Below are 25,372 nucleotides of genomic sequence, written 5' to 3'. Positions count from 1 at the left end.
CTTATTTTTCATATACACAAAACCATGAAAGAGATTTGTCAAATTTTGATGATTTGTTAATTGTTCCAATTCTTTGTAAAGGCCTACTTAGATGCCTATGTGCAGATATTTTTGGAAGATATAGTTGTTTTTTGATATCTCTTGAAATTTTTGTAGTAATTTTTTTAGAAGCTTTTTTTCCACAACGAATACACTGAAATCCTTGATTGATGCCTTTAGATTTCATTTTTTTGTGGCATTTATTGCATTGGGGATTTGATAGTATGGTATTCTTTTCTAATGAAATAACATTAATAAATTCAAGATTAAGTATTCGTGGGAAATGTTTTGAAGCTTTTCTAACTCCTCCGCCAACACTAATTTTATCTCCTTTTAGCAAATTTGATGCAACCATAGTCATGCCTGTTGGTTTGTAAACAGCACACCAAAATTCATGATTATTTGAAATAATTTTAAAAAATACATGCCCACCCTTTACAATTTTTGGCGTATTAGATACAATCCCAGAAATTTTTCCAGATGCGTAAGGTTTCATATTTTCAAAAGTTAATTCATTTTTCAAATGATCACCAGTTCCTTGATTTGATTTGAAGATCATATATCCATCTAATTTTTCAGTTGTTTTGAGAATTTTAGTAGCATAAACCAAAGAATCGACATTTTCACCTCTTACGCCATAAAAAACAGGATCTGGACCATGTGGAGTAATTAAAACTCGACCTTTCTTTGTATCAAAACTGTTAAACGTGTTAGGAGAAGTTTTTTCCTGCATATGTTTTACACTTGCAGTAGAAATTTTTCTCTCTTTTCCAAATTTTGATTTTTTACGGTAGCTTAAAAGTTCCAATGTGTGATCTTGGAAATCATAACCTATTGCACCTATAGCACCAACTAATCCTTGGCCATTTCCTTGGAAATGAATTTCAAGATTATTTTTTTTAGCAAATGTTTTTGCATTGTTTCGATTAATTAATTGCCATAAAGCTAATTTACTAAATTTAGTAAATTCAGATGGGATACTATCACTTTCAAAAAATACTAATCCAGGGTTAGCACCATTTTTAGTATCAGAGTATTTTGAAACAAGATTTTTAATTTGATTTTTAATTTTAGATGGATTTTTTGTCTTTATTTTAAAAGAAACTGCTCCATTTCCTCTAGTTTTCCACGGGATATTAGGATTAAATCTAATTAATCGTGGAAAATCTAAAAATTCTGTTTTTTGCTTTTGAAGTGAATCAACAATTTTGTAAGCAAGAAATGTGGTACACATTCCTTTAGGTGAATCAGTATCATCAAATCCAACATTTAAGATGGTTTCCTTTTCCATGACTTTTTTTAATTGATCAGACATTTTTAGTTGTTGTACGCTTCAGTTGATTTAAATTAATAATGAGTTATTCCAAGCTGAATTGATCATAATAGATGAAGCAAGAATTTTCAAAGAAATAGATGAAAAAAAGCCAGCATCAGTTTCATTAAATGGTCCAGATGGCATGTTGCCTCAAGTTCAAGATATGGCAATCAAAATTTCAGCAAAGTATGATATTCCAGCATATGTTTTAGCAGATACCACATGGGGAACTTGTGATTTGAATACAACAGGTTCAAAAATACTAGGAGCTGAAATTCAATTTAATATTGGACATACAATTAATACAGAATCATTAGAAGAAAATTTAGTTTTAATTGATGCTTTTGATGATGTTGGATTTGATAATGTTGCAGAGCAATGTACAGATCTCTTAAAGGGAAAATTAATTTCACTTGTTACAGACAGTCAACATTTACATCAAATGGATAGAGTTGAAAAAATTTTAACAAAAAATGGAATTAAAGTAAAAATTGGAAAAGGTAAAGGGCAATTAAATGACGGCCAAGTGTTTGGTTGTGAATTTTATCCTGCAACAGAACTAAAAAAAGAAGTTGATGCCTATGTATTTTTAGGACAAAGTAATTTTCACGCTGCAGGAATTGCATTATCTACAAATTTGCCAACATTTGTGTTAGATCCTTATTTTAACGAAGTAAGAGAAGTAACAGAATTTGCACGTTCACTAAAAAAGAAAGCATCTCTAGCAATATTCAAAGCTGCTGAAGCAAAATCATTTGGAATAATTATTGGATTAAAAGAAGGGCAATTATCAAAAGTATTTGGTTTAAAATTTAAAAAAGAATTAGAAAAAGAAGGAAAGACAGTTCAGTTATTTGCACTTACAGATATTACAAATGAACGATTAAACAATCTTAGAGGAATTGATGCATTTATTCAAGTTGCATGCCCAAGAATTTCTACAGATAATCAATTTGACAAGCCAGTTTTGTCCACCCCACAAGCTAATGCACTTCTAAAAGTTTTACGAAAAGAAAGTATTGGGGAATATTTAGAAATTCCACATTGGTTATAATTACAAAATTAATTTTTCAAATCGAGTATTAGTAGAGAGTTTTTTAAATATTTTTGATTTTTTAGCTTTAATTTTGTATTGTATTCCTTGAGAAATTGCATGCTCAAGCAAATCTAATGCCTCATCATCTTTGGACAACATAACATAACTGCAAGATTTATCAAATAAAACATCTCCATTTTTAGGATAATCATTCAAAATTTGATCACAGCATTCAATAGATTCATCATAATTTCCCATAGAAAATAAAATTCTCTCTTTATGGTATAACGCAATGTTATATTTTGAATTATTATCTAAAATATTATTACATATTGACAATGCATCTACAAATTTTCCTTGCTTACGAAATGAAGAGATTTTATTAACTAATAAAGAAAGATCATCTGGAGAACTCTCTAAAGCAGCATCATAGCATATTATTGCATTTTCAAAATCTTTTAGTTTACTGAGAGCATATCCCTTATTGTTAAGCGAGCTTACATGTTGGGGATTTTCAGTTAGAATTTTATCATAATATGTAATGGCCTCACGTAATTTGCCTGTTAAAAATAATCTATTGGCTTCATCTAAAATTGAATTTGTTTTTGGATCTTCCATATCATTAAGATCCTGGCTTGATCAAGATTTTTCCAAATAGACCTTTACCCTTGAGCATTTTTGTATGTGCATTAGCAGCTTGCTCTAATGGATATACAGAATCAATAACAGACTTGATTTTGCCTTGCGACATCCAATACAGACCTTGTTCTAATTCAGCTCTAGTTCCTTGAGTGGAACCCAAAATATTAATTCCCTTAAAGAAAATATGACGTAAATCAGTCTCAGCATCATAACCTGTTGTAGCACCAGTTGTTACAATTGTTCCACCATAATTTAGTAAAGTAAGTTCTTTGTTCCAATGAGAACCACCAATATGTTCAAAAATAACATCAACCCCAGGTACATCTCCCAAAGGTTTAGGAATTTTTTTAGCAATTGATCTTACCTCTTTATGCCAATCTTCTTTTCTATGATCAACAGCATAATCAGCACCCAGTTCCAATAATTTATCTAATTTATCAGGACTAGCAGTAGCAATTACGATACATCCAAAAAGTTTTGCAATCTGTATTCCATAATTTCCAACACCAGAACTACCTCCCATTATCAGGACGATTTGTCCAGGTTGAATTTTTGCTCTACCTACTAACATATGCCATGAAGTTAACAAAGTCATTGATGCAGCAGCTGCTTGATCATATGAAACACCTTCTGGAATTTTTACAACATTGACTTCTGGAAGATGTGTAAATTCACAATAACCGCCCCACAGAGGTCCTGTCTCAAAACCCCAAATAGTTCGTTTTTTACAATCAAATTCTCTCCCAGCAGTACATAATTTACAAACTCTACATGACATATTTCCATGTGAGACTACTCTATCTCCAACTTTGATATTTTTAACATCACTACCAATAGCAGTTACTTCACCGGCAGCATCAGTTCCAGAAATATGAGGTAATGGAATTGCCAAGGGTTTCCCTCTCATACCCCAGATATCATCATAGTTGAGAGCAGCTGTTTCTACTTTGATTATGACCTCATTAGATTTTGGTTCAGGTATAGGAATATCTTTAATTTTTAAGATTTTAGAAAAATCATCATCAACAGAATATTGATCATATACTAGGGCTTTCATGATTTTTGTCTAATTTTTGAAGATATATGATTTATCAAGATCCATTAAACCACAAACAATTATAATCATAAATACCAAATTCTCAATATGTCTGAAAATGCAATATTTCTAGGAGACAAAATAGCATCTATTGAAGAATATGAGGCAGGAAATAATGCTTTTGACGACGGAGATATGGTTAGAGCAGCAACTATTGGAGAAAAAGACATTGACAAGATATCACGAACTGTAAATGTAAAACATCCAAAATTATTATCGATTCCAAAGGTAGGAGACATCATTATTGGAACAGTGGCAGCAGTGATGTCATCAATGATTGCAGTTTCAATTGATTACATTAATGGAAAACCCACAACATCAAAAGTTGAATGTATTTGTGGGACACGAAATTTAAGAATAAGAAATGTTGCACTAGTTAATGATATAGTTACATTAAAAATTCTTAATCATCTTAATGGCACTATTCATGCATCTATTAGTGAACCAAATTTAGGTATTTTATTTACAAAATGTAGAAAATGCGGTGGGAAAGTTATTCCAATGCGTGATGCAATAAAATGTACAGATTGTGCATGGATTGATGAGAGAAAACTTTCTGCAAACTTTGGAAATAGTGACTTCGTAAATTTAAGAGATTAAGAAATGATTCATGTTTCGTTCCAAGGTGAACGAGGTGCTTATAGTGAGGCTGCAGCAAGATCATTTTTTAATGAAAAAATTCAAACTATACCTCAAACTACATTTGCAGAAGTGTTAGAAAGTACTTCAAATGATAAAACACAATATTCAGTTTTACCAGTAGAGAATTCTTTGGAAGGAAGTGTTGGTGAAAGTTATGATTTATTGTATTTAACATCTCTAAATGCAACAGGTGAAATCTATCATAGAATAGAACATTGTTTAATTGGAACCGGCAATATTAATAAAATAGATACAGTTTATTCACATCCTCAAGCTTTAGGTCAATGTAGAGAATTTATTGAAGAACACAACATGAAAAAAATTCCAGCATATGATACTGCTGGAAGTGTAAAGATGATTAAAGAATTAAACAAAGATAACTGTGCATGTATTGCAAGTAAAGATGCTGCAGAAATTTACAATATGCCCATAATTTTAGATAATATTGCAAATAATCTCAATAACTATACAAGATTTTTGATTCTATCAAAAGAAAATAGTTCTGAAACAGGAAATGATAAGACATCAATAATCTTTTCAATAAAACATGAACCAGGTTCTTTATTTAGAATTATAGAGAATTTTCATAAAAATAACGTCAATCTAACTAAGATTGAATCCAGACCAACTAAAGCAAACACCTGGGAATACAATTTCTACGTAGATTTTGAAGGACATCAAACTAATTCTAAAATTTCTGAAATGCTAGATACAATAAAACAAGATACATTATTTATGAAAATTTTAGGATCTTATCCTTCTGCAAAATTAAGCTAAAATCCTTTAGGCTTTCTTAGGGTGAACCCCATACTAAATCCAATGATAACTACACCTGATGTAATCACCATTAAATCATATGTGAACCAAATGGGATCAGAACTTCGAATTATTTCTCCAGTAATGTGTAATTCAGAATTGCCAGTATTTTGAATTAGGATTTTTGTTTCCCCATCTTCTAGATGAACCCAATCTAAGTTTAATTCATTTTTGTATGAAGTGAGTGGAATTTGTAATCCTGTTGCAGGACTTGTAAGTTTTAGATCAAATGCATCTCCTACAATCATCATATGTTGTGGAGTATGATTAGGTGCAGGAATTGTATATGGTATGGTATCGCCAATTCCTAAGGTATAATCTTCATTTATCGTAATGGTACCAATATGTGTAAGTAAAGAATACCCGCCAATTGCAATGATTGCACTTCCAACTATCAATCCAATGATAGTTCTTTTAGAAAGCATAATAGAATAGTTTTAAATCCTGCTTAAAAAATTAGCGCCAACAACCTACATCAATGAAACATCATGAGGCTGACTCTCTGCAAATCCGGCTCTTGACATTTTGATAAATTCTGCATTCTCTTGCATTTGTAAAATTGTATGTGCACCACAATAGCTCAAACCAGAACGTACACCACCAGTTAGTTGTTTTAGAATATCAGTTACAGTTCCTTTGTATGGAACCATTGCTTCAACTCCTTCTGCAACATAATCGTTCAAATCATCATCAAGGGACATTGAACCTGTTTCTTTAGATTTTCTACCAATTGATGCAGCTAGTGATGCCATGCCACGATAAACTTTGAATCGTTTTCCATTTTTAGTTAAAACTGTACCAGGGGATTCATCAGTTCCACCAAGCATACTACCAACCATCACTGTTGAAGCACCAGAGGCTAATGCCTTTGTTGCATCACCAGAAGTTCTTGTTCCACCATCAGAAATTATTGGAATTCCATGATCCTTTCCAATTTTAGCACAATCCATTACTGCAGTTAGTTGTGGAACTCCAGAGCCTGTAATTACTCTAGTAATACAAATTGAACCAGAACCTACACCTACCTTTACAGCATCTACACCGGCTTTAATCAAATCTTCTGCTCCTTGAGCAGTTGCAATATTTCCTGCAATTAATTCACAATCAGGAAATGCTTTTTTGATATTACGAACTGTACTAATTGCATTTTCACTATGTCCATGAGCAATATCAACAACAAGTACATCTGCACCTGCTTCTAAAAGAGATTCACTTCTTTCTAAAAAGTCACCCTTAACTCCAACTGCAGCACCGACTAGTGGCCTACCTTTCTTATCTTTAGATGCATTTGGAAAATCTGCATTATTTGTAATGTCTTTACTTGTAATCAAACCTTTGATAAATCCAGAGTCATCAACAATAGGTAATTTTTCAATTCTGTGTTTATGTAAAATTGCTTTAGATTCATCTAATGTAACTCCAAGTTTTGCAATTACAACATCTTTTGTCATCACATCTTGAATTGTACTAGTTTTGTTTGCAAATAGTAAATCCCTTTCAGTTACTATTCCAATTAATTTTGAACTAGAATCAACAACCAATAGACCTGAAATTTCTTTATCATGGGCATAATCTAAAGCATTTTCAACTGATTTATCTGCAGAAATTGAGTATGGATTTTCAATCATTACACTACCTGATCTTTTAACTTTGAGAACTTCGCTTGCTTGTTCTTTAATGGTCAAAAATCTATGAATAATTCCAATTCCTCCAGCCCGAGCCATGGCACTGGCCATAGAAGATTCAGTTACTGTATCCATATTTGCGCTGACAAAAGGAATGTTTATTGTAATATTTCGAGATAATTTTGTAGATAGATCTGTCTGACTTCTACTTGTAATATCTGAATATTTGGGTACAAGAAGAACGTCGTCAAATGTTAATCCTTCTTTGAATTCCAATGAAACCTTGTTAAGAAAGTAAAATATTGATTATAAGCCTTTGTGTTATTTTGATAATTTAGAAGCGATCGTTACAGCATCTTTAGTTGCCTGTACATTGTGAGTACGAATAATATCAGCACCATTCATCACAGATACTACTTCTGCAGAAATCGAGCCAAATAATCGATCATTTGGATTCTCTTTACCCAAAATTTTCCCTATGAACGATTTGTTTGAAACAGAGACAAGGATTGGATGATTTTTCTTGATGGTATTTAGATTTTGTAATACGTGTAGATCTCTTTCTAACCAATCTAATTTAATTTTTGTAAAAAATGGCCCCTTTCCAGTTTTTCTAAAAAACCCAATAGCAGGATCTAATACAATTTTTTCAGAAGAAACATGTGATTTTTTTGCTATCTTTATACTGTCTTGAAGTAATTTTTTGGTAACTGTTATGGCATTGCCAGAAACAGAATTTGGACTATATGCACATAAAATTAGAGATGGATTGTATTTAGAAATAACATCTTGCATATTTTTATCATATTTTAACCCAGAAATATCATTAATAATTTCAACTCCATATTCTAAAGCGTCTTTTGCAACTGTTGCTCTACAAGTATCCACAGATATTGGAAGATTTGTAGAATTTTGAATTATTTTAATTGCATTTTGAATTCTTTTTGATTCTATTTTTTCTGAAACTGATGTTGACAGATATGGTGCAGTAGACATCCCTCCAACATCAATAAAATCTGCTCCCTGATCTTCCATTAGTTTAGCAGTATTTTTTATCATAGTTTTACTAGTATTAACAGACTTTTTGTAAAATGATTCAGGACTAGTGTTCATAATTCCCATTATTCGCACTGGATTCTTTCCACCCACACCTATATTCCCAATTTTTGCCACATGATTTATCAAATCTAATACAATTTGAGTGATATGATGATTTTAGGTTGGAAAAAGAGATACAAGGAGATTTTAAATGAATTCAAGTATACTGAAAAAAAGGACAGAGAATCAGCCATTATTTTAAATTCAATTTTAAAAAAAACTAATGTTAACAAAAAAATCATTGGTTTAATCAAAGGAAAAACAGTTTTGGTGATTGGTTCTGGACCGTCTTTAGCATCAGCCATTCCAAAATTAAAAAATTACAAAAAAACAATCAAAATTGCTGCTGATAGCTCAATAAAGGCACTTGTGGCAAATGGCATCATACCAGACATTATTGTAACAGATTTAGATGGAGATGTAAAAACACTTGAAAAAATTGGAAAAACTAATTCTGTTTTTGTTGTACATGCACATGGAGATAATATTGAAAAATTAGATTTTGTAAAAAAATTTAAAAATTGTATTGGAACAACACAGTCTACACCTTTTGATAAAATAGAAAATTATGGAGGTTTTACAGATGGAGATAGAGGAGTTTTTCTAGCAAATCATTTTCAAGCAAAAAAAATTATTTTGATGGGGATGGATTTTGGAGATCGAATTGGAAAATATTCAGAAACCAGAAGATCAGATAGAAAAAGAAAATTGATGAAATTGAAAAGAGGTGAATCTCTTTTGAAATGGTTATCCTCGTTTACAAAGGCAGAATTGTTTACCACATCAAAGGCAATTGAAGGGTTTAAAAAAATATCATACAGAGAACTGGATATTATAATTACCTAGAATGCATTTAATACCCATTCCACATTAATTAAATTATGAAATTCTCTGAGGAGCAAGTAAAAGAAATTGTTGCCTTAAAGGAGAGTTTGATTGAGCAAATTGACAAACATCAGGAAGGGATAGAGACGTTAGAAAAAAATATTACAGTTTTAGACTTGTTCTTAAAAGGCTCGAGTTTTACAAAGGCATCTCAATTAGAAATAAAAAAAGAGAATGTATCAAAACCTGAGATTATAGAAGAAGAAAAGATAGAATCAAAACCTGAGATTATAGAAAAACCAATAGAGAATTCAATTCCAATTAAAAGAGTCAATGATGGTAAAATTATTGCCAATGCTTTTGTTACAGCAGATCAGGTCTCTATAGTTTTAGATAATGAAATTATAATTAATGCAGATACACCACCTTTCAAATCATTCTTTTTAGATAGAATAATTGGAGAAATGAAAAAGAAAGATGTCGTTGAAGCAGAAAATGGAAAAATTCAGAAAGAATCAGTGATAGATTACATTGTTAATAAAAACGGGGCAGATATTAGAGAAATTATCATTAAAAATTATAGACAAAAAGAAAGAGTAAACGAATTAATTAACACAGCAGGATGGTCATTAACTAGAATGCTTGAGAACATAAACAAGTGATTATATGGACAAAATTGTAGTTTTAGATTTTGGATCTCAGTACAGTCATTTGATTTGTAGAAGGATTAGAGAATTTTCAGTTTATGCAGAACTTGTCCCATATGATATTAGTTATGAGGAATTGCAAAAACTAAATCCTACAGGGATAATTTTTTCTGGTGGTCCATCAAGTGTTTATAGTTCAGATGCTCCAATTCCAGAAAATAAAATTTTTGATATGAATTTACCACTTCTTGGGATTTGTTATGGACACCAATTGATTGTTAATAAATTTGGAGGAAAAGTAAAAAGAGCAAACAAAGAATATGGTTCATCATTACTAACAATTGATAGCGATAAAGATCTTCTAAACGGAGTTGGAGAATCAGTAAGGGCATGGATGAGTCACGGAGATGAAGCAGAGCAAATTCCTGAAGGTTTTAAAGTTATTGGGCATACTGAAAATGCAAAAGCAGCGGCGATTGCATCTGAAGAAAAATCAATTTATGGCATTCAATTCCATCCAGAAGTAGTACATACAGAACAAGGTACAGAAATTCTAAAGAATTTTGTTTTGAAGGTTTGTGGTGCAAAACAAGATTGGACCATGGAGGGTTTTATCGATACAGCTGTTGAGAAAATTGCAAAGATAGATGGAAATGTACTTTGTGGAGTAAGTGGAGGCATAGATTCTACTGTTGTTGCATTATTAATTCACAAAGCAATAGGTGATAGACTAAAATGCGTTTTTGTAAATAATGGATTGTTACGATTAAACGAAGAAAAAGAGATAGAGGATATGTTTAGAGATAATTTCAAAGTGGATTTTACTTCAATTAATGCTGCTGAACAATTTCTTGGAAAACTCAAAGGAGTGGAAGATCCTGAAAAGAAAAGAATGATCGTTGGAGAAGAATTTATTCATGTTTTTACAGATTTTGCTAAAAACAGCGGTCCTTTCAAATGGTTAGCTCAAGGTACATTATATCCAGATGTAATTGAAAGCGGAGTATCAAAAGGGCCTGCAGCAGTAATCAAATCTCATCATAATGTTGGAGGATTACCTGATTGGCTTAATTTAGAAATTTTAGAGCCCTTAAGAGAATTGTATAAAGACGAAGTAAGGAAAATTGCTAAAATTCTTGGAGTTCCAGAAAAACTTTTCATGAGACATCCATTTCCAGGTCCAGGATTATCGGTTAGAATAATTGGAGAAGTAACTCCAACAAAACTCGAAATTTGTAAAGTTGCAAGTAAGATTGTAGAGGAAGAATTGATGACTGCAGGTTTGTATGAAAAAGTATGGCAGGCATACGCTGCAGTAGGTGATGATAGAGCAGTTGGAGTTGTAGGGGATGAGCGTAGATATGGAAATATTGTTATGATCAGAGTTGTAGATTCAGTTGATGCAATGACTGCCGATTGGACAAGATTACCACATGGGTTATTAGAAAAGATGAGTAATAGAATAACAAATGAGATTGAAGATGTTACTTGGGTTACGTATACCATTTCAAGTAAACCACCTGCAACAATTGAACCGCAATAGTGATTAAAATGGAATACGAAAAAATCTGTGATGAAATTTTAGAATGTGATAAAGATATCCGATATGTTGGGATATACGATTACGGAGAGCTTTATGATAAAATGAAACCGGGACTAAAAAGTCATTTATCAAGGGAAGAAACTGAAATGTCCTTATCTCAAGCAGTGTATCGCTGGTCTACACGTAAAAAAACTGCAGACAAAATTGGAAAACCAATTTACGCATTGGCAAAATATGAAAAAATTTATCGAGTTACAGTTCCAATCGGCGGTGCAGGATTAATTTTGATTAGTATTGAATTAAATGCTGATGTAAACATGATTGCAGAAAAAATTATAACAATTAAAAATAAACATTCTTCATAATCTGTGATTGATATGGATTTTCATGTTTTTGATTCTTATGTAAAAGCAAAAGATGGGCATACAATGCATTTTGATGTTGTTACAGATACAAGTGATTTAGAAAAGGCAATTTCCTATGCTAAAGAATGGCTAAAATCTATAGGTGAAGAATCATCAATAGTTACTGCAAATGAATGTAAATTTTGTCATACTCAATCAGTACCAGAAGATATGGAGATTGAAATAATGACTAACGGATATTCTATTTCAAAAATGGAAGGATGTCCAAATTAATCCACATCAATAATTTCTTCTGAAATTAAATATGGTATAGCAGATAATAGACAATTTTTTTAACAAATAGATTCCGATTTGGAAATATCAGTCAAGCATACATGCACCAAAAACACCTGCTGAATCTCCTAATTTATTTTTCAAAATAGGCGTATCAACCAAGTCAGAAAATACTTGATTGTAAATCGATTCTTTTCCTTCAGTATACAAAAAATCAATGTTTGATAAACCGCCCCCTAAAACAATTGCATCCGGATCTAAAATATCAATAACATTTGCAAGACCATACCCAAAATTTTCTAGAAATTCATCTTTCCATTTATTCCAATGTTTATTCTCTATACTAGTAAGAATTTCAGGAAGATGTTGATACTTTCCTGTCAGATAAGTCCAATGCTTTTCTAGTGATGGACCGCTAATGTATGTCTCCACGCACCCATTTTTTCCACAATAGCATGAATTTCCATTTCGATGTAGGGTGTGATGGCCCCACTCACCTCCAATGTTAGTTCTTCCTGGATAGAGTTTTTTATTAATCACTATTCCGCCACCGACACCAGTTCCTAGTATAACACCAAAAACTAAATCAAAATCTACAGCAATCCCCATAGTTGCTTCAGCCAATGCAAAACAATTGGCATCATTTTCCATGGAAATTTTTTTATCAAGTTTATTTTCTAAATCTTCTTTTAATGATTTTCCAATCAAACATTGTGTGTTACTATTTTTAATTAATCCAGTTTGTTTAGAAATTGCACCTGGAGTACAAATTCCTAATGAATAATCAGATTTGTTTTCAGATACTTCCATCACTAAAGATGAGATAGAGTCTAGAATTTTTTGATAATCATTTTGTGGTGTGGGAATTCTTTTTCTTTTAATTACATTAAAATTTTGATCTAACAGAGCCGCTTCAATTTTGGTGCCACCTAAATCAACACCAAGTTTGTACATGAATTATTTATAGAAATTAAAACGCTTAAGCTTAACTAAAATTTTATCCCATTCCGCCAGGGGCACCAGATATTGCAATAACATCATCAATTCTAAGTATCATACATGCAGCTTCAGTAGCAGATTTAATTATCTGTTCTTTGACTACAATTGGCTCTACAACGTTAATTGCCATCATATCTGCTATCTTCATATTTCTAGCATCAATTCCAGTCCATTTTTGACCTTGATTTTGTTTTGCTCTAAGATTAGCCATTGTATCAATTGGATCCATTCCTGCATTTTCAGCGATAGTAAGTGGAATTGTTTCTAATGCTTCTGCATATTTTTTAATTGCAAGTTGTTCTCTTCCATCAAAATTATCAGCCCAGTCTTTGAGTAGTGATGCTGCAAATGCTTCAGGTGCACCACCACCAGCTACAATTGCTGGTTTTTCAATTACATCTTTTACAACCATTAAAGAATCATGAATTGAACGGTCAACTTCATCAATTACTCTTTGAGTCCCACCACGAATTAACATTGTAACTGATTGTGGATGTTTACATCCTTCAATGAAGACCCATTTATCAGATTCAACTTTCTTTTGATGAGCTAAATTTGCAATACCAAGATCATTTTCTGAAAGATCATCAATATTACTAATTACACGTCCTCCTGTTGCTTTTGCAAGTTTAATCATATCACTTTCTTTAACACGACGAACTGCCATGATTCCATATTTTGCAAGATAGTGTTGTGAAATATCATCAATTCCTTTTTGACAAATTAATACATTAGCTCCTACATCATGTAGTTTATCAACCATAGCTTTCAACATTCGATTTTCTTCTTCTAAGAACATCTGCATTTGAGTTGGGTCAGTAATTCTAATTTCTGCACTTAATTCTGTTTTCTCAATTTCTAATGCTGAATTAAGCAATGCAATTTTTGCATGTTCAATTTTTGTAGGCATTCCACTATGAACAATTTCTTTATCTAAAACAATTCCTTTGATAATTTGTGTATCATCAATTGAACCACCAGCTTTCTTTTCTACTTTAATATTTTCAAGGTCAACAGAAAAAGTATCACCTTTCTTTGTTGCAATACTTAGAATAGCATCAACTATAATTTTAGAAAGGAATGTACTATCTTCAGAGATTAATTTTGATTGCATACTAGTAGTAGCGATTTTTAATAGTGATGCTCGATCATCAGGCTGGATTTTTTTTGCCATGTCTGAATAAATTTCAAGGGTTTTATCAGCTGCTGCTTGATATCCATCAATAATAGTTGAAGAATGAACATCTTTGTTTAAAAGATCTTCTGCTCTAGCCAATAATGCACCTCCAAAAATTACAGAAGATGTTGTACCATCACCTACTTCATTATCAACAGTTTTAGAAATTTCAACCATCATTTTGGCTGCAGGATGCTGAACATCAATTTCTTTTAGAATTGTAGCACCATCATTTGTAATTGTAACATCACCTAAGGAATCAACTAACATTTTATCAAGACCTCGTGGTCCAAGACTACTTCTAACTAATTGTGCAACTAGTTTTGCTGCTGCGATATTATTTTGTTGAGCATCTTTGCCTTTTTGCTGTAATGCACTCTCTTTGAGAACTAAAACAGGTCCATTTGGTCCTTGTTGAATTGATGCCATTTAGATTCAGCTTCAATCCACTGAATCCCCCTTTTTAACATTACTTAGTAGATCGGTGAAATGTAACTACGTTTTTTCACATCGACAATTCCACCACAAAGAATTCGAATGGATGGTAGAGCTAAAAATGGCAAGAATAATGGAATCAAATGTGGTCTAGAAAATTTAGAACCTGAATCTACAATAGTATTATTGATTTTTTCAAAATTGGATGAAACTTTTTCAAAAGAATCTGTGGAAATGATACCTCCAAACTGTAAAGGTAATGAAGCAGTAATCTTTCCAGATTTTACTACAACAAGTCCACCTTGATTTTTGATGAGATGGTTTGATGCAATTGCCATATCAGAATCATTTGAACCAATTACGATCATGTCATTTTCATGAAAACTCCATGTTGAAGCAAAAGCACCAATGTCTGCACCAAAATTTTCAAGAAATCCTATAGAATGTTTACCAGTTCCATGAATTCTATCAAAGGCTGCAACTTTCCAAATATCTGAATCTAATGAAGCAGAAACATGACCATCTTTGGTATGAAGTTCAGCAGAACCTAACTTTGTAATAATTTCAGTTTGCATATAGATAGTATTTGCAATTACATCTTTCTTTTTTGATTTTATTGCAAAGTCATTTTTAGAGAAATTTTTCAATTTTACAGTTTTTTTAATCCAAGGTGAAATCATTTGTTTTTTAATTGTAGTAACTATTTGTCCATTTGATACAACCAGTTTACCTCCGACAAAGACTTTGTTTGGTTTGAATGATTTCAAATCATCAAACACTAGAATGTCTGCTAATTTACCAGGAGCGATTCCCCCTAGATCTTTTCCCATATTATAATAATCAAAATTATTCTTTGATGCCATGGTAACTGCATCTATTGGTTTTAGACCAAGATTGATCGATTCTCTAATACAGTGATCTATATGACCAAATTCAGAAATATCTAGAGGATCAAGACCATCTGAACAAAACATTAATCGATTAAGATATGTCCCATGAGACAAAACATGTGGAATTATTTCCTTTAAATCACGTCTAATTGAACCCTCTCTAATCATTATCCACATTCCAAGACGTAGTCTTTCTAAAACTTGATCAAAATTGATTGGTTCATGACAAGATAGAATTCCAGATGAGACATATGCATTGAGTTTTTTCTCACTTGCTCCAGCAGTATGTCCATTAATTATGCAATCACCTTCTAACATTGATGAAAGTGATTTCATTGTTTTTGGATCACGTGAAGTAACTTTTGTCCAAGAAAAAACTTCCCCCAACCCAAGTACATGCGGATGTTTGATAGCAGTTTTTTCTTGTGATAACGATAACGATTTACTACTACTAAATTTTGCATCTACTGGAAGACCACCAGGAACTACTTGAAAAATTCGAATTGGGAGATTCTCACTAAGTTTTAAAAATTCTTGAAAGCCTCGATATCCTCCTACACTAACGATATCAATAGGATCAGAAAATAGAGATGTTACACCACAGAGTAAAGCCTTTTTTGCAAATTCAGATGGTAAGACAAATTGATCAATATGTAAATGTGGATCTGCAAAACCAGGACTAACATATTTTCCTTTTACATCAATTGCAATAGTTTTTGGACCAACTGTATGTGTAGCGTCTGGACCAACGTATGCTATTCTATCTTTAATAATTGCAATCTGAATCTCTGGAATAATTTCCCGGGTATAGACTGACATTAAATTACAATTTTTTAAAACCAGATCGGCTTTTTTATCACCCATCGCTACAGAGTTAAGAGACAAGATCGAATTTGCTAGGCTCGAATTCACTTCTTTTAATTAGGATTTGCGCCTATTATAGATTCAATGTATAAATTACGGTTGAAGAGGTTTTTGTGATATGAACATTCCTAAGGTGATCAGGAAGTATTGTGCAAAATGTGATGCACATACTGAACAAAAGATCTCCATTTACAAGGCTGGGAAAAGACGTGGTTCTGCTGCTGGTGAACGCCGACATGCAGAGCGTAAAAAGGGATATGGTGGACAAAAATTCCCAAAATTAGCAAAACCAGCCAAAGTTACAAAGAAAGTTACTCCTATTATGACATGTACTGTATGTAAAAAGAAATACAATAAAAAAGGCGTTAGAATTAAGAAATTTGAGTTGATAGCAGCATGAAGAAAGATCATATTGAAATTCCAAAGCCATCTAGTAAATTTCAAAAAGTCAATTGCAATGAATGTGGTGAACTTCAAGTAGTTTATTCACATGCATCAACTAAAGTAGCATGTAATTCCTGTGGAAATACTATTTCAGAACCAACAGGATCTAAAGCACAAATCAATGGTAAAATCTCAGGCAGTGCCGAGTAAATCATAATCCTGTTTAGAATTTAGATTAAATGCAATTCTCTTATCATCAATTATGATATAATTTTCATCCAAATTTTCTAAAGAAGAAATTTTTTCAGAATTTACCAAAGAAATTCCAGTGTAATGACATGTTTGACCATTAAAATCAACAGAGAAATCAGATTCTAGACAAAGAGCGGTTAAGAATTTGTTAGTTACAAGAATACTAGTCCAAATTTTTTCAGGATCAAATTGATTAGTGATTTTTTTAATTATTTCTTCATCAAGTAAAGGCAAATCACCAGAAATTACTAAAACATGATCATTGATGGTTCTTAATGCTGAATTCAGATCTTCCACATAACCATTCCCTGATGTATCAAAAGTTTCAATATTATTTTCTTCAAGTAATTTTTTTGTCTTAGGGGAATTACAACTGGTAACGGCTAGAATTTTTGAAAAAGAATTTGAGTTTTGTAATGAATCAATGACATGTAGAATTACAGGCTTTTTGAATTTGAGTAATAGTTTTTCATCATCTAAATTCATTCTAGTCCCTTTGCCGCCAGCCATTACAAGACCGATCATATTGAAACAAACACCATCAAAGAAGCTAATCGAGTGAATTCATTGGTAGCCCCTAGTACATCACCAGTAATGCCACCAAAACTACGAGTTGATAAAGCCAACAAAAACATTGTCAAAACAATAGTCACACCAAGCATTATCAAGCCTGTTGTTTCACCAATTACAATTACAGGGATAAGCATTATGAGAAATGCTGCTGTAAGTTTTTTCTTATCTTTCATGAATTCAACAAAAGGAGAATTTGAGCCTAATGAAGCTGATTTACCCAAGCTAGCCATCAAAACCATAGAAAATTTTGCCAAAATTTCACTAATCAAAATTGCCTTAAACAAATCAAATCCACTTGTAAGAGAAATAGTAATTATCAAACCAATAAGATATAATACAATTGTAACAATCCCTGCCGAACCTGTAGAAAGATCCTTCATCGCTTTGAGTTTTTTATCTTTTGATCCTTTCACCATCAATCCATCTGCAAAATCTGCTAAACCATCTGCATGATGTATTCCTGTAACTATTGCAATGGATGCAACAACTAACAAACTAACTAACAATGGTTCCAAAAAGAAAGATAACCCAAAACCTAATGAACCAATTAAAAGTCCAATAGCTATTCCAACTATAGGAAACATGAACATGTATTTTGCAATATTATCTAATGAAGCATTCGTTGATGGGAATATTGTTAAAAATGAAAAAACAGATCCAATTTCTTTAAACAAATACCCACCATCCTACAATAGACAAAATAGAAATTATTGGAATAGAAACAATTCCAAAGAAGAGTATAGAAGTAAGTTTCATTATAGAAATTGCAGAATGTACATCTTCTTTCGTTAGAATAGTTTTACCATCGCCTAATTTGTAATGATTAATTTTTTCAAATTTTGTTTCTAATGCTCCAGCTAAAGCAGCCATAGGATATCCAGCATTATGACTTTCAGTTTTTTTACCATCTCTAATCATTATTTTGTAAGATTCTCTCCAATTATTTTGTAAAATTGCAGCAGAAATTATCATTATAATTCCTGTTAGTCTAGATGGAATATAATTTAGAATACTGTCACAGGTTGCTGCAAACCAACCAACATTTTTGAAAATATCAGTTTTGTATCCAATCATAGAATCTGCGGTGTTAATTACACGATATACAAAAGCTCCAGGCAATCCAAGAAGAGCATAGTAAAACAATGGCCCAGTGATTCCATCAACTGTGTTTTCACTAATACTTTCAAGGACGCCTGAAAGTACATGATTTTTGTCTAAATTTTTGGTATTACGCTTAACAATCATAGATAAGTGAGTTCTTGCCAAATCTAGATTGTCATCATCTAAGGATTCTATAACAGATTTTGCATGTTTTTCCATTCCACGAATAGCAATTGTAGTTTTTAATAATAATCCACCAACAATTATAGAAACAATCAGTGATAGATAGTCAATAGTTATCAAAGTAATTCCAATATTCAAAACAAAAAGCAGTAGAATTACTAGAGTAGAAGTAATAGTAACAACACAGACACCTCCAAATTTTTCTATCATACGATGTTCATTTTTAGCCATAGGAGTAAGTTTAGCAATCAAAGTTCCAATCCAAGCTGTAGGATGATATTTATTTTTAGGATCTCCAAACTTAAAATCAAGTAAAATTGCGAAACCAATTACAAAAATAGATTCAACAATCATTTCAACATCTTCTCAATAGATTCTACATTGAGATTTGATTTGACAGTTTTTGCCAATTTATTTAATTCATTGTCAATTTTTGAAATATTTCTCTTAGTCCATTGAATATCTTTAGGAGTGACATTAAGCGAATCTTCTTCAGGTAAGTCTAAGGGGATTAAGGGTATAGTACCTACAACAGGTATTTTTGTAATATTTTTTAGTTTTTTAAATCCAGGTTTTAGTACGTCTAAATCTCCTCTGAATTTGTTAAAAATGAAACCTTTTACAAGTTTTTGATATTTTTTTTCAATTAAAGCCATGGTTCCTACTAGACTTGCAAAAGAGCCACCTTTGTCAATATCTGAAACCAATAAAACAGATGCATTTGCTTTTTGAGCAATCCTCATATTTGCAATATCAAATTTTTGTAAATTAATTTCAGCTGGAGAACCTGCACCTTCTAAAATAACTAAATCATATTTTTTCTGTAATGTTTTAAGAGATTTAATTGCAACATCAATTCCTTTTTGATTTACAAATTTTTCATAGTATTCTTTTGCGTGCATTTTCTTGTATCGTTTTCCATTTAGATACACAATACTGTTGTAATTTCCTATTGGTTTTAGTAAAATTGGATTTAGATCAGGAGTAATTTCACATCTAGAACCAATAGCCTGAATTGCTTGAGCACGAGAAATCTCAAATTCAGGCGTAACATATGCAAAATTGGACATATTTTGAGATTTGTAAGGTGCAACACTGTAGCCTTTATCAGAAAAAATTCTGCAAAGCGCTGCTACTAACGTTGTTTTTCCTGCTCCAGAAGAAGTTCCTTGAATCATCAAAGATTTCATTTTATTTTCTCCATTACATTTACAAGTTTTAGATTGTCTTTATGGGATTTAACAGCAATTCTAATATGATGATTATCTAATCCTCTAAAATTTTTACAATCTCTGATCAAAATTTTTTGTTCAAGTAATTTCTTTTGTAATTGGGTTGAATCTTTTTTTGTTTTAATTAAAATAAAATTTGTTGAAGAATTATAACAATCAAATCCTTTTAATTTATTAATTTTATTTCTTAAAAAAATTAATTCTTTTTTAATTATAGAATTAGATTTAACAAGATGAGATTTATTTTTAATGGCAGTATTTGCTGCATCTTGAGCTAATGAATTTACGCTCCAGGGTATTTGTATTTTTTTTAAAACATCAATAATTTCTTTTGAGCCTGCTGCATATCCAATACGAATTCCGGGTAATGCATATGACTTAGTTAACGAGCGTAAAACAAAAAGATTTTTGTAATTTTTAACATATAATATAATTGATTCATTGGATTCTGGAACCATTTCTATAAAACATTCATCCAAAAATACAATTGTAGATAATTTTTTTGCTTTTTTAATTATTTGTAATAGTTCTTTTTTTGATAATAATTGTCCTGTTGGATTATTTGGATTACAGATGAATATACATCCATTTTTTGGAATTTTTGAAATGAATACATCAAGATTTTCAGATAAATTCATTGTTTTAAAATAAGAAATTTGACATTCATTGAGTTTAGCTACTGCTTCATATTCTTGAAAAGTTGGAATTGGAATCAACACTTTAGTTTTTTTAGATAAAAATGCAAAACAGAAATTATAAAGAATTTCAATTGCACCATTCCCAACTATTAGATTTGATTTTTCTAGTTTTGTGTATTTTTCTAGGCTTGAAATCACCGTTGATGAACTAGAATCTGGATAGTGTTTGATATTTTCAATATTTTTTTTAAGTGATTTTTTTACAGTTAAAGGGGTACCTGCAGGCGATACATTTGAACTAAAATCAGTGATTTGTGAATCAATGCTTTGTAAAGGATTTCGTCCCCCATGAATCACTGGTATATGATTAATGATCGAGGATTTTGTTCGTATTTTCACAGTTCCAAATAGAATTAGTCGATTTAGTATGTTTGGGTAATACAGAAAACGATTATTAGTTGAAACCGATCAATATTCAAAATATGAGTAAAAAAAGAGTGGCAATTATTGGAGTTACAGGCTCTGTAGGTCAAGAATTTGTTCAGTCATTAAATAACCATCCATGGTTTGAAGTTACTCAAATTGCAGCATCCTCACGTTCAGCAGGAAAAAAATATCTGGATTCAATTAAAGATGCAAGTGGAATTATAGCATGGGATGTGGATGGAGAAATCCCAGAATATATCAAAGAAATGACAGTAAAATCAGTTGATGAGTTAGATATTTCTCAATTAGATCTAGTATTTTCAGCAGTAGAATCAGAAGCAGCTAGAGCTATAGAAACTAAAATGGCTGCAGCTTTACCAGTTATCTCTACAAGTTCTGCTTATAGATATGAAGATGATGTACCAATATTGATCCCAGGAATTAATGATGAGCAAACAGAATTACTTGAAACTCAAAAAAAGAATAGAAATTGGAAAGGTTGGGTAGCTCCGTTACCAAATTGCACTACAACGGGTTTAGCAATCACATTAAAACCATTACTTGAAAAATATGGAGCAAAAAAAGTCATGATGACTTCAATGCAAGCAATATCTGGAGGTGGGAAATCCGGAGTATCAGCAATGGGAATTACTGATAACATCATTCCATATATTCCAAAAGAGGAAGGTAAAGTAAGATTAGAAACAAGGAAAATTTTAGGCAAGCTAGTAAATGGAAAAATTGAAGATGCAGATATCCGAATTAGTTGTACTTGTACCAGAGTTCCTGTAATTGATGGACATACAGAATCAGTTTTTGTTGAAACTACAGAAAAAATTGATCCTGCAAAAGCAAAAGAAACCTATGATCAATGTAACAAAGACACCTCAGTAGCAGGATTACCATCAGCTCCTGAAAAATACTATGCATTTCATGAAGATCCAACTAGACCTCAACCAAGAATGGAAAGGAATGTTGGAGATGGAATGACTACAACTATTGGAAGAGTTGAAACTGAAGAATTATTTGATAACGGTTTGAAATACATGTTATTTTCTCACAATAAAAAAATGGGTTCAGCAAAAGGAGCAGTTTTGTTGGCAGAAATGTTATACAAAAAAGGTAAGATTTAGAGAATTTATTGCAATTTTTACAATAATAACTTTATAAGATCCAGAAAACTAGATCGACTCAGGTGTTTTAGACGGCAAAAGTAGATGACTTAGATTTACAAATTTTATCAGAATTATCCAATGATGCCTCAATTTCAGTTCCTCGTTTATCAAAAAAAATTAATGTTAATTCATCTGTAGTGTATTCAAGAATCAAGCGATTAGTTAAGAGAAAATTAATTGAACGTTTTACTATTGTTGTTAATGATGAAGAACTGGGTTACAGTGTTAAAGCATTAACTGGAATCAATATGGATACAAAAAAACGAGATCATATAATTGAAGAATTATTTAAAATAGACGGGGTCAGAGAAGTTGCTGAAGTTACAGGTAGGTTTGACATTCTAGTTACAATGTATTCAAAATCATTAGATCAAATGCATAAAATGGTCTCTGAACGAATTGGCAGAATTGAAGGAATTCAATCATCGGAATCGTTTATCGAAATGAAATCACGAATGAAAGCAATGCCATATATGCCATCAAAGGATAGTGACTGATATTGCAAAAGCAAAAATCTGAATCTAGAGTAGCAGTATATTATGAATTAACAAAGCCAAAAATTTGGTATTTACTAGTTTTTACAGCATTTGGTGCAGCATTAACAGCTTCCAATATTTACGACATAGAAATATCTCCAGCAACATGGCTGCTAATGTTATTTTCAGTAGCAGCTGGTTCAGCAGCAGCAAATACTTTGACAAATTATCATGATAGAGATATTGATGCTATTATGGAAAGAACAAAAGACAGACCTCTACCATCAAAAAGAATCTATCCTGCAGTAAAGGCAAGGAATTTTGGATTAGCATTAGCAGGCATCTCTTTGGCTCTAGCATTTGGGATTTCTTTCACAACTACATTAGAACAAGGAGCATGGGCAACTGCTTTCATTGCATTTGGATTAGTAAACAATATCATAATTTACTCATATGTTTTAAAACGAAATTCTAGAACTAATATTATTTTAGGTGGATTATGCGGAGGCTCACCTCCAATGATTGGATGGGTAGCAGTAAGTATGTCAGATTTATGGACAATGGGTCTTGCTATGGCAGGTTTAGTGTTCATTTGGATTCCAATGCATATTTGGGCACTTACTTTGCATTTTAAAGAAGATTATAACAAAGTTAATGTTCCAATGTTGACTGCAGTACAATCAGAAAAAACTTCTGCAAGAGCTATTGCAATTTCAACAGTCGTAATGGTATTATTTTCAATTGCCCCATTTTTCATTACAACTCAAAATGGTGAAGAAATGGTTGGAGCAGTGTATCTATGGACTGCAATTGCATCAGGTGCATTAATGGTAGGATTATCAATATGGGTCATAGTCAAACCAATGGAAAAAGCAGCCTGGACACTGTTTAAATTCTCTAGTCCTTACTTGGCAGTGTTGTTTATTGCACTAATGGTTGATTCTGCATTATAAAATACTCCCTTTATCATCTAAGCTATTCAATTCTTTAGTGATTTCAGAATGATTTTCTACCAGATTTTTGAGATCATTTTTTAATTCTTCAGAATTCCATTCAGATGAAATTAGAGATGTTAATTTTGCAACAATTTTCCACTGAATATTATTTTGATCATCAATTAATTTTAAAAATTGTTCTCCTTTTTCTTGATCATTCATAATTTTTTGACATTTTACAATCATAAAAAGTTAGCATTGGTAATTACATAATTTCAAAGTTTTATTAGTAAATAATATGTATTTTTTTTAAATGCAATGCAGTATATCAGAATGTAAAGAAAAAGCCATAGAAACTGTAAAAATTAGTTTTAGGGAAACAAGGAATCTATGTAAAGTGCACTATAGATTATTTGAAAACAAGGATAAAAAGCACAACCCAATATTTTCCAAGGCATCAGATGTTTAGTACTAAGTTATTTTTACATGATAAAATTATTGAAAGATTTAACATCTACTATTTTCAAAGTACAATATGGCAGCCAAGAAAATGAGTAAGCCTAAAAAAATTAGCAAGCCTAAGAAGACAGTAAAAAAAGCTGCTTCTAAACCTAAAAAACAAGTTTCAAATTCATCAAAAAAACCAGAATTTGAAAAAGCTTGGAAAGACTACAATTCTGCTTTGAGTGGTTGGAAAGATTCACTTGCACAATGGCAAAAAGCCACAAACGAAACTTTGATGACATATCATGATGCATGTCAAAAAGCATTAGAATCAGATGCAGAAATGTTAAAAAAAGTTAGTTCAAGTTGGGAAAATACTTGGGAAGAAATTGGACCTGAATATATTAAACAGCAAACAAAGATGATGGAAAATATCTTTAAAGAAACTAATATTGAATCAATTAAAAAATTCAATATTCAATGGGAAAAATTTCTAAAATCCTCTGGAGATGATTCAATTATAGCATATCAAGAGGCCATCAAAAAATTCAATCAGGCGTGGCAATCAGGACAAATGTAATTATTTCCAAGTGTACAAAACAAGTTTTATTTTTTCATTTTAGTTATTCTAAAGACTTTACACCCACATACTGAGCAAATTCCTTTAATTGCGGGTCTACCATTTTTCATGATAGTCTTTTTTGGATTTTTGATAATTCTTTTTGTTTTACACCTAACACAGTATGCTTCTTGAGTAGAAGATTTAGGAGTTTTAATTTTAATATTTTTTGGATTATCAAGTTTATTTTCTATATCATCAAGTTTCTTATTTTGTTTTAGTAAAGTTGGAATAATTTTATGTTCAACATCCATCGCCTCTAATTTTTTGATTTCTTTTTGTAATTTCTTAACTTTCAATAATTGTTCAGGAGTAGCTTCTTCTTCCTCTGGTTCAGGGAATTTTTGATTTAATAGAACATTTTCTAAATCATCTATTTGTTGTTGAAGATCATTTACTTGTGATAATTGTTCAGGAGTAGCTTCTTCTTCCTCTGGTTCAGTTATTGGTTCTGGTTGTAATTCTAATTCTTGAGGAAGTTCTTCTGCAGATTCTTTTGGTAATGAACCTCTAGGACTAGAAGGTGGTTCTGGTTCAGTTATTGGTTCTGGTTCAGTTATTGGTTCTGGTTCAGTTATTGGTTCTGGTTCAGTTATTGGTTCTGGTT

At 31.6% G+C, this 25,372-nt stretch carries 31 protein-coding genes and 1 pseudogene; 16 read left to right on the top strand and 16 right to left on the bottom strand.

Annotation, left to right across the window (positions count from 1 at the left end):
- Position 1: 1 nt before the first annotated feature.
- Entirely contained in the window at positions 2–1,330 is a 1,329-nt protein-coding gene (locus ACW9W4_RS03410) for a TiaS agmantine-binding domain-containing protein (RefSeq protein ID WP_457761447.1), read from the bottom strand.
- 82 nt (positions 1,331–1,412) lie between these two features.
- Between ACW9W4_RS03410 and dph2 the strand changes: the two genes are divergently transcribed.
- Positions 1,413–2,408, top strand: a complete 996-nt coding sequence (dph2, locus tag ACW9W4_RS03405; RefSeq protein WP_179362525.1) for a diphthamide biosynthesis enzyme Dph2 — start codon at positions 1,413–1,415, stop codon at positions 2,406–2,408.
- Here dph2 and ACW9W4_RS03400 read toward each other — a convergent pair whose 3' ends face one another.
- Together ACW9W4_RS03400 and ACW9W4_RS03395 are read right to left on the bottom strand one after the other, a co-directional pair.
- Entirely contained in the window at positions 2,409–3,008 is a 600-nt protein-coding gene (locus ACW9W4_RS03400) for a tetratricopeptide repeat protein (RefSeq protein WP_457761113.1), read from the bottom strand. It lies immediately after the preceding gene.
- A 4-nt stretch (positions 3,009–3,012) separates the two neighbouring features.
- Positions 3,013–4,089, bottom strand: a complete 1,077-nt coding sequence (locus ACW9W4_RS03395; RefSeq protein WP_457761112.1) for a zinc-binding dehydrogenase — start codon at positions 4,087–4,089, stop codon at positions 3,013–3,015.
- 87 nt (positions 4,090–4,176) lie between these two features.
- Between ACW9W4_RS03395 and ACW9W4_RS03390 the strand changes: the two genes are divergently transcribed.
- Together ACW9W4_RS03390 and pheA are read left to right on the top strand one after the other, a co-directional pair.
- A complete protein-coding gene (locus ACW9W4_RS03390; protein WP_457761111.1) occupies positions 4,177–4,728 on the top strand; it encodes an exosome complex RNA-binding protein Csl4 in 552 nt (183 codons plus the stop codon).
- 3 nt (positions 4,729–4,731) lie between these two features.
- Positions 4,732–5,547 carry a prephenate dehydratase gene (gene pheA / locus ACW9W4_RS03385; RefSeq protein ID WP_457761110.1) on the top strand — a complete coding sequence of 272 codons (816 nt, stop codon included), beginning with the start codon at positions 4,732–4,734 and terminating at the stop codon, positions 5,545–5,547.
- Here the strand turns inward: pheA and ACW9W4_RS03380 are convergent.
- The 3 genes from ACW9W4_RS03380 to folP are packed head-to-tail and all read right to left on the bottom strand — an operon-like array spanning position 5,544 to position 8,384.
- A complete protein-coding gene (locus tag ACW9W4_RS03380) occupies positions 5,544–6,011 on the bottom strand; it encodes a hypothetical protein (protein WP_457761109.1) in 468 nt (155 codons plus the stop codon). The genes pheA and ACW9W4_RS03380 overlap by 4 nt on opposite strands.
- A 45-nt stretch (positions 6,012–6,056) precedes the next feature.
- Positions 6,057–7,487 carry an IMP dehydrogenase gene (gene guaB / locus ACW9W4_RS03375; RefSeq protein WP_457761108.1) on the bottom strand — a complete coding sequence of 477 codons (1,431 nt, stop codon included), beginning with the start codon at positions 7,485–7,487 and terminating at the stop codon, positions 6,057–6,059.
- A gap of 45 nt (positions 7,488–7,532) precedes the next feature.
- Complete coding sequence (gene folP / locus ACW9W4_RS03370) at positions 7,533–8,384, bottom strand: dihydropteroate synthase (protein WP_457761107.1); 852 nt, start codon at positions 8,382–8,384, stop codon at positions 7,533–7,535.
- A gap of 33 nt (positions 8,385–8,417) precedes the next feature.
- Between folP and ACW9W4_RS03365 the strand changes: the two genes are divergently transcribed.
- Genes ACW9W4_RS03365 through ACW9W4_RS03345 form a run of 5 tightly spaced genes read left to right on the top strand, consistent with a single transcriptional unit; the run spans position 8,418 to position 11,962 of the window.
- Positions 8,418–9,155: a 6-hydroxymethylpterin diphosphokinase MptE-like protein gene (locus ACW9W4_RS03365; protein ID WP_457761106.1), complete on the top strand. Its 738-nt coding sequence runs from the start codon at positions 8,418–8,420 to the stop codon at positions 9,153–9,155.
- A gap of 35 nt (positions 9,156–9,190) precedes the next feature.
- Complete coding sequence (locus tag ACW9W4_RS03360) at positions 9,191–9,796, top strand: hypothetical protein (RefSeq protein WP_457761105.1); 606 nt, start codon at positions 9,191–9,193, stop codon at positions 9,794–9,796.
- A 4-nt stretch (positions 9,797–9,800) separates the two neighbouring features.
- Positions 9,801–11,324 (top strand): glutamine-hydrolyzing GMP synthase, encoded by a 1,524-nt coding sequence (guaA, locus tag ACW9W4_RS03355; RefSeq protein ID WP_457761104.1) that lies wholly within the window; start codon positions 9,801–9,803, stop codon positions 11,322–11,324.
- An 8-nt stretch (positions 11,325–11,332) separates the two neighbouring features.
- Positions 11,333–11,689, top strand: a complete 357-nt coding sequence (locus tag ACW9W4_RS03350) for a hypothetical protein (RefSeq protein ID WP_246275329.1) — start codon at positions 11,333–11,335, stop codon at positions 11,687–11,689.
- A 12-nt stretch (positions 11,690–11,701) separates the two neighbouring features.
- Positions 11,702–11,962 (top strand): DUF2024 family protein, encoded by a 261-nt coding sequence (locus ACW9W4_RS03345; RefSeq protein WP_457761103.1) that lies wholly within the window; start codon positions 11,702–11,704, stop codon positions 11,960–11,962.
- Positions 11,963–12,049: 87 nt separating this feature from the next.
- On the opposite strand, the gene ACW9W4_RS03340 is transcribed toward ACW9W4_RS03345, so the two are convergent.
- Genes ACW9W4_RS03340 through ACW9W4_RS03330 form a run of 3 tightly spaced genes read right to left on the bottom strand, consistent with a single transcriptional unit; the run spans position 12,050 to position 16,327 of the window.
- The gene (locus ACW9W4_RS03340; protein WP_457761102.1) at positions 12,050–12,916 is read right to left on the bottom strand and encodes an ROK family protein; all 867 of its coding nucleotides are present in this window, start codon (positions 12,914–12,916) and stop codon (positions 12,050–12,052) included.
- A gap of 43 nt (positions 12,917–12,959) precedes the next feature.
- Positions 12,960–14,567 carry a thermosome subunit beta gene (gene thsB, locus ACW9W4_RS03335; RefSeq protein ID WP_457761101.1) on the bottom strand — a complete coding sequence of 536 codons (1,608 nt, stop codon included), beginning with the start codon at positions 14,565–14,567 and terminating at the stop codon, positions 12,960–12,962.
- 44 nt (positions 14,568–14,611) lie between these two features.
- Positions 14,612–16,327 carry an adenine deaminase gene (locus ACW9W4_RS03330; RefSeq protein WP_457761446.1) on the bottom strand — a complete coding sequence of 572 codons (1,716 nt, stop codon included), beginning with the start codon at positions 16,325–16,327 and terminating at the stop codon, positions 14,612–14,614.
- Between the two features lie 118 nt (positions 16,328–16,445).
- On the opposite strand from ACW9W4_RS03330, the gene ACW9W4_RS03325 reads away from it, so the two are divergent.
- Entirely contained in the window at positions 16,446–16,727 is a 282-nt protein-coding gene (locus ACW9W4_RS03325) for a 50S ribosomal protein L44e (protein ID WP_457761100.1), read from the top strand.
- Positions 16,724–16,921: a 30S ribosomal protein S27e gene (locus ACW9W4_RS03320; protein ID WP_179362541.1), complete on the top strand. Its 198-nt coding sequence runs from the start codon at positions 16,724–16,726 to the stop codon at positions 16,919–16,921. The genes ACW9W4_RS03325 and ACW9W4_RS03320 overlap by 4 nt, the downstream gene beginning before the upstream one ends.
- Here the strand turns inward: ACW9W4_RS03320 and ACW9W4_RS03315 are convergent.
- The 5 genes from ACW9W4_RS03315 to ACW9W4_RS03295 are packed head-to-tail and all read right to left on the bottom strand — an operon-like array spanning position 16,904 to position 21,089.
- Positions 16,904–17,488: an NTP transferase domain-containing protein gene (locus ACW9W4_RS03315; protein WP_457761099.1), complete on the bottom strand. Its 585-nt coding sequence runs from the start codon at positions 17,486–17,488 to the stop codon at positions 16,904–16,906. The two genes, ACW9W4_RS03320 and ACW9W4_RS03315, sit on opposite strands and share 18 nt — an antisense overlap.
- Positions 17,485–18,210 carry an adenosylcobinamide-GDP ribazoletransferase gene (gene cobS / locus ACW9W4_RS03310; protein ID WP_457761098.1) on the bottom strand — a complete coding sequence of 242 codons (726 nt, stop codon included), beginning with the start codon at positions 18,208–18,210 and terminating at the stop codon, positions 17,485–17,487. The genes ACW9W4_RS03315 and cobS overlap by 4 nt, the downstream gene beginning before the upstream one ends.
- Positions 18,203–19,174: a cobalamin biosynthesis protein gene (locus ACW9W4_RS03305; protein WP_457761097.1), complete on the bottom strand. Its 972-nt coding sequence runs from the start codon at positions 19,172–19,174 to the stop codon at positions 18,203–18,205. Before ACW9W4_RS03305 ends, cobS begins: the two co-directional genes overlap by 8 nt.
- Positions 19,171–20,010 carry a cobyric acid synthase gene (locus ACW9W4_RS03300; protein ID WP_457761096.1) on the bottom strand — a complete coding sequence of 280 codons (840 nt, stop codon included), beginning with the start codon at positions 20,008–20,010 and terminating at the stop codon, positions 19,171–19,173. Before ACW9W4_RS03300 ends, ACW9W4_RS03305 begins: the two co-directional genes overlap by 4 nt.
- Complete coding sequence (locus ACW9W4_RS03295) at positions 20,007–21,089, bottom strand: pyridoxal phosphate-dependent aminotransferase (RefSeq protein WP_457761095.1); 1,083 nt, start codon at positions 21,087–21,089, stop codon at positions 20,007–20,009. Before ACW9W4_RS03295 ends, ACW9W4_RS03300 begins: the two co-directional genes overlap by 4 nt.
- A gap of 83 nt (positions 21,090–21,172) precedes the next feature.
- Between ACW9W4_RS03295 and asd the strand changes: the two genes are divergently transcribed.
- From asd to cyoE, 4 genes and pseudogenes are all read left to right on the top strand, one after another.
- The gene (asd, locus tag ACW9W4_RS03290; RefSeq protein WP_457761094.1) at positions 21,173–22,249 is read left to right on the top strand and encodes an aspartate-semialdehyde dehydrogenase; all 1,077 of its coding nucleotides are present in this window, start codon (positions 21,173–21,175) and stop codon (positions 22,247–22,249) included.
- Between the two features lie 101 nt (positions 22,250–22,350).
- Positions 22,351–22,413, top strand: a pseudogene (locus ACW9W4_RS03285) (Lrp/AsnC family transcriptional regulator); the annotation flags it as partial.
- A 15-nt stretch (positions 22,414–22,428) separates the two neighbouring features.
- Positions 22,429–22,788 (top strand): Lrp/AsnC family transcriptional regulator, encoded by a 360-nt coding sequence (locus ACW9W4_RS03280; RefSeq protein WP_425489622.1) that lies wholly within the window; start codon positions 22,429–22,431, stop codon positions 22,786–22,788.
- Positions 22,789–22,790: 2 nt separating this feature from the next.
- Positions 22,791–23,720, top strand: coding sequence for a heme o synthase (gene cyoE, locus ACW9W4_RS03275; protein WP_457761093.1), 930 nt, complete (start codon positions 22,791–22,793; stop codon positions 23,718–23,720).
- Here cyoE and ACW9W4_RS03270 read toward each other — a convergent pair.
- Positions 23,715–23,924, bottom strand: a complete 210-nt coding sequence (locus ACW9W4_RS03270; protein ID WP_457761092.1) for a hypothetical protein — start codon at positions 23,922–23,924, stop codon at positions 23,715–23,717. The genes cyoE and ACW9W4_RS03270 overlap by 6 nt on opposite strands.
- Positions 23,925–24,015: 91 nt before the next feature.
- Between ACW9W4_RS03270 and ACW9W4_RS03265 the strand changes: the two genes are divergently transcribed.
- Together ACW9W4_RS03265 and ACW9W4_RS03260 are read left to right on the top strand one after the other, a co-directional pair.
- A complete protein-coding gene (locus ACW9W4_RS03265) occupies positions 24,016–24,171 on the top strand; it encodes a hypothetical protein (RefSeq protein ID WP_457761091.1) in 156 nt (51 codons plus the stop codon).
- Positions 24,172–24,237: 66 nt separating this feature from the next.
- Entirely contained in the window at positions 24,238–24,726 is a 489-nt protein-coding gene (locus ACW9W4_RS03260) for a hypothetical protein (protein WP_457761090.1), read from the top strand.
- 26 nt (positions 24,727–24,752) lie between these two features.
- Here the strand turns inward: ACW9W4_RS03260 and ACW9W4_RS03255 are convergent.
- Positions 24,753–25,372: DUF5679 domain-containing protein (locus tag ACW9W4_RS03255; protein ID WP_457761089.1), on the bottom strand; the 620-nt coding region annotated here is incomplete at its 5' end.

It is taken from the genome of Candidatus Nitrosopumilus sp. bin_7KS (genome assembly GCF_054095835.1).
The sequence above is the reverse complement of the archived record's forward strand: the minus strand, read 5'-3'. Positions and strand labels throughout refer to the sequence as shown.